The organism is Tersicoccus mangrovi, from assembly GCF_036881825.1.
Taxonomy (GTDB): Bacteria; Actinomycetota; Actinomycetes; order Actinomycetales; family Micrococcaceae; genus Tersicoccus; species Tersicoccus mangrovi.
In genome coordinates this window covers 201,989-211,828 of record NZ_JBAJMW010000003.1, presented here as the reverse complement: position 1 = coordinate 211,828, position 9,840 = coordinate 201,989, and the positions used below count along the sequence as shown (strand labels likewise).

The window sequence follows — 9,840 nt, the reverse complement described above, 5'->3', positions numbered from 1 at the left end:
GTCGTCCCTGACGGGACGACGCGCCGGGGCGCTGTCGTGTCCACGGCCGAAAGCCGCCGTCACGCCCGGCGGGGGCGGTTCCGTGCTGACTAGGATGGGGGCGGAAGTCCTGGGCGGAGGCCGGTGCCACCGGCCCGCCAGCACAGCCGCGACGGCATGACGGCCGTCGCCCCGACGGATCAAGGAGACGGTCATGCCCGTTGTATCGCCCGAGAAGTACGTCGAGATGATCGATCGCGCCAAGGAGGGCGGCTTCGCCTACCCCGCGGTCAACGTCACGTCCTCCCAGACGCTCAACGCCGCGCTGCAGGGCTTCGCCGACGCCGGCTCGGACGGCATCGTCCAGGTCTCCACGGGTGGCTCCGCGTACTGGTCCGGAGCCTCCGTCAAGGACATGGTCGCCGGCTCCCTCGGCTTCGCCGCGTTCGCCCGCGAGGTCGCGAAGAAGTACCCCGTGAACATCGCGCTGCACACCGACCACTGCCCCAAGGACAAGCTGGACGGCTTCGTCCTGCCGCTGCTCGCCGAGTCGGAGGCCGCCGTCAAGCGCGGCGACGGCCCCATCTTCAACTCGCACATGTGGGACGGCTCCGCCGAGACCCTCGAGGAGAACCTGCGGATCGCGGAGGAGCTGCTGGCCCGCACGTCGGCCGCGAAGATGATCCTCGAGGTCGAGATCGGCACCGTCGGCGGCGAGGAGGACGGCGTCGCCAACGAGATCAACGACAAGCTCTACACGACGGCCGCCGACGGCCTGAAGACCGTCGAGGCGCTCGGTTCCGGCGAGAAGGGCCGCTACATCACGGCCCTGACCTTCGGCAATGTCCACGGCGTCTACAAGCCGGGCAACGTCAAGCTCCGCCCCGAGATCCTCAAGCAGATCCAGGACGAGGTCGGCGCGAAGCTCGGCAAGGAGCGCCCGTTCGACCTCGTCTTCCACGGCGGCTCCGGCTCCTCCGAGCAGGAGATCGCCGACGCCGTCTCGTACGGCGTGATCAAGATGAACATCGACACCGACACGCAGTACGCGTTCACCCGCCCCGTGGCCGGGCACATGCTCTCCAACTACGAGGGTGTGCTGAAGGTCGACGGCGAGGTGGGCAACAAGAAGCAGTACGACCCGCGCGTGTGGGGCGCCGCCGCCGAGGCCGGCATGGCCGCCCGCGTCACCGAGGCGGCCCGCCACCTCGGGTCCGCCGGCCACACCTTCTGAGCCGCGGGAAATCGTCGTCCCCGCAGCACCATGACGCCGGGTCCGCGCCGCGCATCCCGCGGCGCGGACCCGGCGTCTTCCCGTCCCGAGAGGATCTCCCATGAGCGCTGACCCGCACCGCAACCTGCTCGAACCCGAGCCCACCCTGCTGCCCGAGCAGCCCGAGCTCGACGCCCGCGTCGAGGCCGGGGACGAGGCGGAGGACCTCGCCCGCCAGTTCCCCGCGACCTCCCTGCCCTGGGCCCTGCTGGCCGAGGACGCCCTCGCCGACGGGCGCGTCGTCGAGGGATACGCCTACGCCCGCGTCGGCTACCACCGCGGGCTGGACGCCCTGCGTCGTGCCGGGTGGCGCGGAGCCGGACCCGTGCCGTTCCGGCACGAGCCCAACCGCGGCTTCCTGCGCTCCCTCGCCGCCCTCGGCGCGGCCGCCGCGCAGATCGGCGAGATCGACGAGGCCGAACGGATCACCGTGTTCCTGCGCGACTCGGACCCGACGGCCGTGGACGCGATGCGCGACGCCGGCTTCGGCGCGGCGGGCTGAGGGGTGGACGTCGAAGCACTGTTCACGCAGCTGGCGGTCGACCTCCAGGACGAGGGGGTGACGACCGGCGAGCTGTACGGCGGGTCCGGCCTGTTCGCCGACGGCACGCCGTTCGCCTGCCTCAAGCGGGACACCATGGCCTTCCGGCTCGGGCAGGACACCCCCGCCGCGCAGGACGCCCTGCGCATCGACGGTGCCGGTGACTTCTCACCCGCCGGCGACGGTGCGGTCGAGCCCGGCTGGGTCGCCGTGCCCGTCGAGCAGGTCTCCGAGTGGAACCGGCTCGCCGAGGTCGCCCTGGCCGCCGCCCGGGGCTGACGAGCCGCCCGTACCTCTGGACTTTCCGACCCGGTCCCTCCACGCTGGAGGGACCGGTCCGCTGACCCTGCGGCGCCGGCCATCGCGCCGGCGAGATCCGCTCGGTGCGGCACCGAGAGAGACGGAGCGTCATGCGCGTCGGAGTCGTCAAGGAGATCAAACCAGCGGAGCGACGCGTGGGGCTCGACCCCTCCGGCGCGAAGGCGCTCACCGACGAGGGGCACCGCGTGCTCGTCGAACCGGGAGCCGGGGCCGGTGCCGGCCACGCGGACGCGGACTACGAGGCCGCCGGCGCGACCATCGCGGACGCCGAGCACGTCTGGGCCGGGTCGGACCTGCTCGTCAAGGTCAAGGAACCCGTCGCCGCCGAGTACCCGCACCTGCACGCGGGACAGACTCTCTTCACCTACCTGCACCTGGCCGCGGACCGGCCGCTGACCGAGGCGCTGCTGCGCTCCGGCGCCACCGCCATCGCCTACGAGACCGTGCAGGACCACACCGGCCTGCCGCTGCTCGCGCCGATGAGCGAGGTCGCCGGGCGGCTCGCCGGCCAGGCCGCCGCCATGTACCTGCAGGCCCCCTTCGGCGGTGCCGGCATCCTCATGGGCGGCGTGCCCGGGGTGCGCCCGGCCCGCGTCGTCGTCATCGGCGGTGGTGTCGTGGGCACCCAGGCGGCCCTGATGTCCCTCGGGCTGCGCGCCGAGGTCACCGTCCTGGACACCAACCCGTCCCGGATCCGGCAGCTCGAGGAGATGTTCTCCGGCCGGGTCCGCGTGCTCATGAACGACCCGCACACCCTGGAGGCCGAGCTCGCCGGCGCCGACGCCGTCATCGGTGCCGTGCTCGTGCCGGGCACCGCCGCGCCGAAGGTCGTCCGGCGGGAGCACCTGCGTCTGCTCAAGCCGCACTCGCTGCTCGTCGACGTCGCGATCGACCAGGGCGGCTGCTTCGAGACCTCCCACCCGACGACGTACGACGACCCGGTGTTCGAGGTGGACGGCATCCAGCACTACTGCGTCGCCAACATGCCCGGCGCCGTGCCCTGGACGTCGACGAAGGCGCTGATCAACGCGACCCTGCCGTACGTGCAGCGGCTCGCGCGGCTCGGTACCGAGGAGGCGCTGCGCGCCGACCCGGCGCTCGCGAAGGGCCTGAACGTGGCCGGCGGCCGGATCGCCTACCCCGGCGTCGCCGCCGCCTTCCGCGACCTGCCCGCGTCGCTGCGTCAGCTCTCCGCCGCCGGCTGACCGACGTCACTCCGTGGTGGTTCCGGCCGGTTCACCGCCGGCCGGAACCGCGGTGTGTCGACCGGAAGGGCTCAGTCCGCGGCGGCCGACTGCGGTGCTGTGCTGCGCTTCTGCTTCCCACCCGCCCGGCCGGCAGCGCGTGCCGGTGTCGCGTGGACGTCCGGGTGCGGCGGGTCCAGCGGGGCCGCCACCTGCTCCGCCATCGCGGTGAGGAAGGCGGTGACCGTCTCGGCCTGAACGGGGTCCAGCGACCGGGCGACGTCGAGCATCCGCTCGTGCATGCTGCCCAGGGTGCTGCGTACCTCGCCGTCGGTGTCGGCCGTCGGCAGCACGACGAGGGCGCGACGGTCGGTGGGGTGGGGAGCTCGACGGACGTGGCCGCTGCGGGTGAGGCGGTCGAGCAGTGTCGTCGTCGAGGCGGTCGAGATGCCGAGCCGGCGGGCAAGGTCCCCCGGCGTCAGGGGTGAGCCCGCGCGGTCCGCCTCCAGCAGGTAGCGCAGGGCCAGCATGTCCTTCTCGCCCATGCCCATGGCGTCACGGGACCGACGGCGCATCGCGGCCTCGGCGGTGCGGTAGTCGCGCAGTGCGTTCAGCACCTGGACGGCGGGTTCACCGTGGTCGTGACCGCGCCACGGCGCGGGCGACGACGGGCGTGCCGGGGCAGCGGACGGCTGGGCGGAGCCGTACCAGTAGCCGGAGGAGGCGCGATCGTCGTGCTGCATGAGGCAATCATACGACGCCCATGCATCATGGCTAACGTATAACTAGACAAACTAATAGTTCATCGTGTTGAGTGAAGCCAGACACAGCGGCTCGACGACGTCCAGCCGCCCGGCACGAGTGAAGAGGACCAGGGACGATGGACAGCGGACTGATGGAGACCCCGGAACAGGAACTGGGTGATCTCCTCGTGCTGCCGACCGCGGAGACCACGGACGAGCAGCTCCCCTCCCACTGCGGCAGCCCCATGCAGCAGCGCAGACTCGAGTTCGGCGCCGCGCACGACCGGGCCAACCACGTCATCGTGCAGGCGGCCCTCGAGGGGCGGCGGGTGCTCGCCTGCGAGTGCGGATTCCTGCAGGAGCAGCCCGTGACGGGCGAAGCGGTGCTCGTGCCGGAGGACGCCGACCCGCGGCTGTTCGTCGGGTTCTTCGGCCGGCGCGTGCTCGCCGCGGCCGGGCGCGCCGAGTCCGCGGAGTGGGACCTCGACCAGAGCCGTGACGGGGGGGCGTCCGCCGTGGGCGACGCGATCGACGACCAGCTGACGGCCGACCTGGACGACGCCACCCGCGCGCTGGAGGCCGAGCTCCTGCTGGCGCTCGGCAACCGGGTGTCCGTGACCGACATCGCTCGCGAGTCCGGCATCGAGGAGACCGAGATCGCGGCGCTGCTGGAGCGGCACGGCGTCACCGGCATCGCGGCCGCCGAGACCGCGCCGGCGGCTCCCGCCTCCGCGCCGACCGCCTCCGACGAGGTCACCTGCCTTCACGCGGAGCGTCCGGTCTCCGCCTGACACCTGTTCCTGTCGTAGCGGCCGCAGCCCCCGGCCGTCAACGACTCCCTCCGTCCCTCTCGTCCCCGGCACGCCCATCGCCTGATTGCGCGGGTGTGCCGGCTCCCGGCCGCGCTACTTCGCGCCGGTAGGCACTGGGAGTGACGCCGAGAACCTGGCGGAAGTCGTTGGTCAGGTGGGCGTGATCGGCGTAGCCGAGGTCGGCGGCCAGGTCCGCGAGTGAGACGGTCGGATCGTCCCTCAGCCGTTCGGCCGCCTCCTGCAACCGGCGGCGGCGGATCATCGCGGCGGGCGAGAGCCCGACGTGCGCCGCTGTCAGGCGCTGTACCGTTCGCACCGAGAGGCCGAGCCGATCCGCGGCGTCCTCGACCCGGCGGATCGACGGATCCGTCTCGATCAGGTCGGCCAGCGCGTTCGCCGTCGAGCCGGCCTCCGTGACGACCGGGATGCGTGCCTCCAACCACGCCGCGAACGCGTCGACGGCCCGCTCGTGGCGGACGGCGTCGTTCTCCTCCGGCGCATCCATCGCCTCCGCGACGGCGCGGTGGAGCTCCCCGGCGGTCGGTTCTCGTCCGCCGTCCGGACCGGTGCCGCCCGGCTCACTGTCGCCCACGGCACGGTAGGCGTCGCGCAGAGCGGCCGGGTCGTCGGTGAAGGCCGGCACGGCCGCTGGACGCAGCATGGCTCCGACAGCCCAGCCGCGCCCGCGCAGATCGCGGTGCGAGCGGCGCGTCGTGGGCCCGGCGAGACCCACGCCGTCGAGCTCGACCACGAGATTGGACGCGGGGAAGGCCACGACGTACTGCCGGGAGGACCGGCCGGGGGCGATGTCCCACTCCGGGATCCAGAACCAGCGCACGAGGGACGCGATCCGCCCCGGCGCCGGGAGGCGGGTCAGCCGGGGCAGGCGGGCGGGGTAGAGCACGCCGCGGGTCGTCGCCGTCATGGCCACACCCTAGCGCCGCCCTCGAGCGCCGGTCCGTGGCGGGAATCTGCAAGCGTCGGGCCGCCGTGCGCGCCTACCGTCGTGCCATGACCGAGAACACCAGCACCCAGGATTCCGGCGCCGTCACGGGCGTCACCGGCCGGCACACCACCGCCGGCGTCCCGCACGGCGTCACCAGCCTCACCCCGTTCCTCGCCGTCCCCCGGGCGGCCGATGCGGTCGCGTTCTACCGCGACGTCTTCGGTGCCCGCGTCGTCGCCGTGACCGAGATGGGCGGCGTCGTCGCCCATGCGGAACTGGACTTCGGGCAGGGCCACCTGCAGCTCGGCGAACCGATGCCGGACTACCACCTCGTCGCGCCGCCGGCCGGGGAGGACGACTGCTACTCCCTCGGCCTGTACGTCGAGGACGCCGACGAGGTGACCCGTCGTGCCGAGGCGGCCGGTGCCACCGTCCGGGAGCCTCTGACCACGTTCGTCTCCGGCGACCGGTTCGCGAGCATCCGGGACCCGTTCGGTGTGCGCTGGTCGATCCTCAGCCGGGTGGAGGACCTCTCCGAGGAGGAGAGCGCCCGCCGCGTCGACGCCTGGGCGGCGGAGCAGTCCTCCCCCTGACGCCTGCGCGCGCCGGTCCGGGGCCGGAGCGGTCAGCGCACGATGGTCGTCGTGACCCGGGCGAGCGACGGCGCCGCCGGGGCGGAGGAGAAGCCGAACGTCACCGCCGGCTCCAGCGGGCGCAGTCCGCCGAGGTCGGTGCCGTCGTCGTCGCCGTCGACGGACAGCACGTGGTGCAGGTCCCGCACCCCGTAGAACTCGCGCCGGCCCGCCCCGGCGGTACCGGCCGTGTGCACCCCGCGCACCAGCCGTCCCGCGAGCGGGTCGATCAGCTGCAGCCACGCCGGCGCGGCCGCGAGCGGCCCGGGCACGAGCCGGAGCAGCCGGCCCCAGCCGGTGCGGCCACCGATGCCCACCGTCAGGGTCAGGCCGGCTGCGGCGAGGTCGAGGGTCGCGGTGAGGGCGCCGTCGTGGGCGTCGCCGCGCGTGCGGATCACCGGGGCGATCGCGCAGGAGACGGACTCGATGCGCACCTCGTCGAACCGGTAGGTCGCGGAGACGTAGTCGGCGATCGCGCGGTCGGGCGCGAGCAGGGTGCGCGTGCCGTCCGCCGCCTGCATCATGACGTCGGTGAACGTGCCGAACGGCGAGGTGTGCCAGTGGCCGACGACGACGCGCAGGCGGCTGCCCGTGCCGAAGCCGGCGATGTGGCCGTCGAAACGGTCGCGAACGGATTCCGGCACGGGTTCTCCCTGGTCGAGGCGAGCGGGCCGCGGTGGCACGAGCGGCCCCGCGTGACGCAGGATGGTCCGTGTGACCTCCCGCACCCCTGAGCCTGCCACCGACACCGCCCCGAGCGATACCCGCGCCGCGGACACGGGGCCGACCGCGGCAGGCGGTGGGACGCCCGATCCGGGTTCCGATCTCAGGACGGCGGCCAGGGTCCGCGCCGCCGCCGCCGCGCTCGACGCCGCCGATCCGCTCGCCGCCTGCCGTGACCTCTTCGTTCCCGCGGACCACCCGGGCGCCGGCGTGCCCGTCACCGCCTACCTGGACGGCAACTCGCTCGGCCGCCCGCTGCGCGCGACCGAGACCCGCCTGCACGACCTCGTGCGCGGCGCGTGGGGCACCGGCCTCATCCGCTCGTGGGACGAGCAGTGGATGGCTCTGCCCTACCGGCTGGGCGACCGGCTCGGGGCCGTGTGCCTCGGCGCCGCCCCCGGGCAGACGGTCATCGGCGACTCGACGACCGTCATGCTCTACAAGCTGCTGCACGCGGCACTGACGCACCAGCGGACCGTCAGCGGGGGTCGCCGCGTCGAGCTCGTTCTCGACCGGGAGAACTTCCCGACCGACCGGTACGTCGCCGCGACGCTCGCCGACGCGCTCGGCGCGGAGCTGGTGTGGATCGACCCGGACCCGGCCGCCGGGGTGACCGTCGAGCAGGTGCGCGACGCGGTGGGGGAGCGGACCGCCGTCGTGCTGGTCTCCCAGGTCGCGTACAAGTCCGCGTGGCTGGCGGACCTGCCGGCAATCACGGAGGCGGCGCACGACGCAGGGGCGCTCGTGCTGTGGGACCTGTGCCACTCCGCCGGGGCGGTGCGGGTCGACCTCGACGAGCACGACGTCGACCTCGCGGTGGGCTGCTCCTACAAGTTCCTCAACGGCGGTCCCGGTGCCCCGGCGTTCGGGTACGTCGCTGCCCGGCTGCAGGCCGACCTCGCGTCACCGATCACGGGCTGGATGGGCCACGCCGAGCCGTTCACCATGGGCCCGGACTACGCCGCCGGGCTCGGGATGCGGCGCTTCGTCTCGGGCACGCCCGCGGTGCTCGGCATGGCCGGCATCGAGGACACGGTCGATCTCATCGACGAGGTGGGGCTCGACGCCGTGCGGGCGAAGGGGACGGCGCTCGGCGAGTTCGTCCTCGCCGTCGTGGACGGGCTGCTCGCCCGGCACGGGGTGCGGGTGGTCAGCCCGCGGGACCCGGCGCAGCGCGGCGCGCACGTGACGATCGCCCATCCGCGGTGCCGGGAGCTGTACCGGCAGCTGTGGGGCGAGGGCATCGTGCCGGACTTCCGGGAGCCCGACGGCATCCGGCTCGGCCTGGCGCCGCTCTCGACGTCGTACGCCGAGGTGGCGGTGGCGCTGACCCGGATCGACGACCTGCTCGGCTGACGGCCGGCGTCCTCCGTCCCCGAGCGAGCGGACCGCGCTGTGCCACGTGAGTCAGCGGCTCCCGCCCGTGCCGTGACTGGTGAGTCAGCGGTTCGCGCCCGAATGCACGGCTCTTTGAGCATGTGTTTCGGGCGGGACCCGCTGACTCAGCCGTAGCGCCGCGAGTCGAGATCGCCGGCCTGGAAGTTCAACTCGACGACGCCCTCGTCCTGCGCCGGGTTCGGCGGGTGCGCCAGCACGGACAACTGCGTGTCGCCGAGGGCCAGCAGGACGAAGTCGCCGTCGCGCGAACCGTTGACGACGCTCGCTCCGAGCGCTTCGTAGAACGCCACCGAGGACGGCATGTCCTCGACGTGGACCATGGGCTGCACCGTCACGCGTTCGCGCTCGTCCATCGGATCGCTCCTCTCACGCGCCGACCCCGACGGGTCCTTGCGGGGCAGCATAGTGCCGGTCGTGCACGACGTCGCCGCCTGTCATCCCACCGCGAAGCGGCCATCGTCCGCGCGCATACTGGGACGATGACGGACACCGTGGCTCTGATCACCGGAGCGAACAAGGGAATCGGACTCGAGACCGCTCGGCAGCTGGGCGCGCGCGGCATGACGGTACTGGTCGGCGCGCGGGATGCCGACCGGGGCGCCGAGGCCGCGCGCACGCTGACGAAGGAGGGCATCGACGCCCGTTTCATCAGCCTCGACGTCACCGACGACGCGTCGGTCACCGCCGCGGCCGAGCAGATCGAGAAGGATTTCGGCCGCCTCGACGTGCTCGTCAACAACGCCGGCATCCCCAGCGCGAGTGGCCGCCGCGCGACCCCCAGCGAGACGTCGATCGAGGACATGCGCGCCGTCTTCGAGGTCAACGTGTTCGGGCTGGTGCGGGTCACCAACGCGATGCTGCCCCTGCTGCGGAAGGCCCCCGCCGCCCGGATCGTCCAGGTGTCCAGCGAGGTCGGCTCGATCGACGCGACCTCCAATCCGGGCTCGCCGCTGAGCGCGATGCCGGCGTCGGCGCAGTATCCGTCGTCGAAGGCCGCGGTCAACATGCTCACCGCGCAGTACGCCAAGGAACTGGCCGACACCCCGATCAAGGTCAACGCCGCGAACCCCGGCTTCACCGACACCGAGTTCAACGGCCACCGCGGCATCCGGCCGGTCGAGCAGGGCGCCGAGCCGAGCGTGCACCTGGCCACGCTGCCCGACGACGGGCCGTCCGGCGTGCTCTACGGTCACCTGTGGACCACCGAGGGCGACGGCGACGGCGGGTACGGCACCCTGTCCTGGTGACCCGGTCGCCCCGTCGCTCGCGTCAGGGCACGACTGACGGA

At 73.2% G+C, this 9,840-nt stretch carries 12 protein-coding genes; 8 read left to right on the top strand and 4 right to left on the bottom strand.

All coding sequences use genetic code 11. The annotated features are described in order from the left end of the window. The first annotated feature begins 193 nt into the window (after positions 1-193). From fbaA to ald, 4 genes are all read left to right on the top strand, one after another. Positions 194-1,213: a class II fructose-bisphosphate aldolase gene (gene fbaA / locus V6N00_RS07080; protein ID WP_334231376.1), complete on the top strand. Its 1,020-nt coding sequence runs from the start codon at positions 194-196 to the stop codon at positions 1,211-1,213. Positions 1,214-1,313: 100 nt separating this feature from the next. Then, positions 1,314-1,754: a DUF3151 domain-containing protein gene (locus V6N00_RS07075; RefSeq protein WP_334231375.1), complete on the top strand. Its 441-nt coding sequence runs from the start codon at positions 1,314-1,316 to the stop codon at positions 1,752-1,754. A gap of 3 nt (positions 1,755-1,757) precedes the next feature. After that, the gene (locus tag V6N00_RS07070; RefSeq protein WP_334231374.1) at positions 1,758-2,072 is read left to right on the top strand and encodes a hypothetical protein; all 315 of its coding nucleotides are present in this window, start codon (positions 1,758-1,760) and stop codon (positions 2,070-2,072) included. Positions 2,073-2,203: 131 nt separating this feature from the next. Next, positions 2,204-3,319 carry an alanine dehydrogenase gene (gene ald, locus V6N00_RS07065; protein WP_334231373.1) on the top strand — a complete coding sequence of 372 codons (1,116 nt, stop codon included), beginning with the start codon at positions 2,204-2,206 and terminating at the stop codon, positions 3,317-3,319. 71 nt (positions 3,320-3,390) lie between these two features. On the opposite strand, the gene V6N00_RS07060 is transcribed toward ald, so the two are convergent. After that, the gene (locus V6N00_RS07060) at positions 3,391-4,041 is read right to left on the bottom strand and encodes a MarR family winged helix-turn-helix transcriptional regulator (protein ID WP_334231372.1); all 651 of its coding nucleotides are present in this window, start codon (positions 4,039-4,041) and stop codon (positions 3,391-3,393) included. A gap of 137 nt (positions 4,042-4,178) precedes the next feature. On the opposite strand from V6N00_RS07060, the gene V6N00_RS07055 reads away from it, so the two are divergent. Then, on the top strand, positions 4,179-4,832 hold the full coding sequence (locus V6N00_RS07055; protein WP_334231371.1) for a hypothetical protein: 654 nt from the start codon (positions 4,179-4,181) through the stop codon (positions 4,830-4,832). 37 nt (positions 4,833-4,869) lie between these two features. Here V6N00_RS07055 and V6N00_RS07050 read toward each other — a convergent pair whose 3' ends face one another. Next, complete coding sequence (locus tag V6N00_RS07050) at positions 4,870-5,778, bottom strand: AraC family transcriptional regulator (protein WP_334231370.1); 909 nt, start codon at positions 5,776-5,778, stop codon at positions 4,870-4,872. An 86-nt stretch (positions 5,779-5,864) separates the two neighbouring features. Here V6N00_RS07050 and V6N00_RS07045 point away from each other — a divergent pair, with 86 nt between their 5' ends. After that, the gene (locus tag V6N00_RS07045; protein ID WP_334231369.1) at positions 5,865-6,392 is read left to right on the top strand and encodes a VOC family protein; all 528 of its coding nucleotides are present in this window, start codon (positions 5,865-5,867) and stop codon (positions 6,390-6,392) included. 32 nt (positions 6,393-6,424) lie between these two features. Here the strand turns inward: V6N00_RS07045 and V6N00_RS07040 are convergent, their stop codons facing one another. Beyond that, complete coding sequence (locus V6N00_RS07040) at positions 6,425-7,075, bottom strand: hypothetical protein (protein ID WP_334231368.1); 651 nt, start codon at positions 7,073-7,075, stop codon at positions 6,425-6,427. 70 nt (positions 7,076-7,145) lie between these two features. On the opposite strand from V6N00_RS07040, the gene V6N00_RS07035 reads away from it, so the two are divergent. Next, complete coding sequence (locus V6N00_RS07035) at positions 7,146-8,510, top strand: kynureninase (protein ID WP_334231367.1); 1,365 nt, start codon at positions 7,146-7,148, stop codon at positions 8,508-8,510. Between the two features lie 146 nt (positions 8,511-8,656). On the opposite strand, the gene V6N00_RS07030 is transcribed toward V6N00_RS07035, so the two are convergent. After that, complete coding sequence (locus V6N00_RS07030) at positions 8,657-8,905, bottom strand: hypothetical protein (RefSeq protein ID WP_334231366.1); 249 nt, start codon at positions 8,903-8,905, stop codon at positions 8,657-8,659. Between the two features lie 126 nt (positions 8,906-9,031). Here V6N00_RS07030 and V6N00_RS07025 point away from each other — a divergent pair, with 126 nt between their 5' ends. Next, on the top strand, positions 9,032-9,799 hold the full coding sequence (locus V6N00_RS07025) for an SDR family oxidoreductase (protein WP_334231365.1): 768 nt from the start codon (positions 9,032-9,034) through the stop codon (positions 9,797-9,799). Positions 9,800-9,840: the final 41 nt, after the last annotated feature.

Bases quoted from the DNA above. Each gene is read 5' to 3' on its own strand.
- fbaA (WP_334231376.1), top strand. From the start codon at position 194: ATGCCCGTTGTATCGCCCGAGAAGTACGTCGAGATGATCGATCGCGCC.
- V6N00_RS07075 (WP_334231375.1), top strand. From the start codon at position 1,314: ATGAGCGCTGACCCGCACCGCAACCTGCTCGAACCCGAGCCCACCCTG.
- ald (WP_334231373.1), top strand. From the start codon at position 2,204: ATGCGCGTCGGAGTCGTCAAGGAGATCAAACCAGCGGAGCGACGCGTG.
- V6N00_RS07060 (WP_334231372.1), bottom strand. From the start codon at position 4,041: ATGCAGCACGACGATCGCGCCTCCTCCGGCTACTGGTACGGCTCCGCC.
- V6N00_RS07055 (WP_334231371.1), top strand. From the start codon at position 4,179: ATGGACAGCGGACTGATGGAGACCCCGGAACAGGAACTGGGTGATCTC.
- V6N00_RS07050 (WP_334231370.1), bottom strand. From the start codon at position 5,778: ATGACGGCGACGACCCGCGGCGTGCTCTACCCCGCCCGCCTGCCCCGG.
- V6N00_RS07045 (WP_334231369.1), top strand. From the start codon at position 5,865: ATGACCGAGAACACCAGCACCCAGGATTCCGGCGCCGTCACGGGCGTC.
- V6N00_RS07030 (WP_334231366.1), bottom strand. From the start codon at position 8,905: ATGGACGAGCGCGAACGCGTGACGGTGCAGCCCATGGTCCACGTCGAG.
- V6N00_RS07025 (WP_334231365.1), top strand. From the start codon at position 9,032: ATGACGGACACCGTGGCTCTGATCACCGGAGCGAACAAGGGAATCGGA.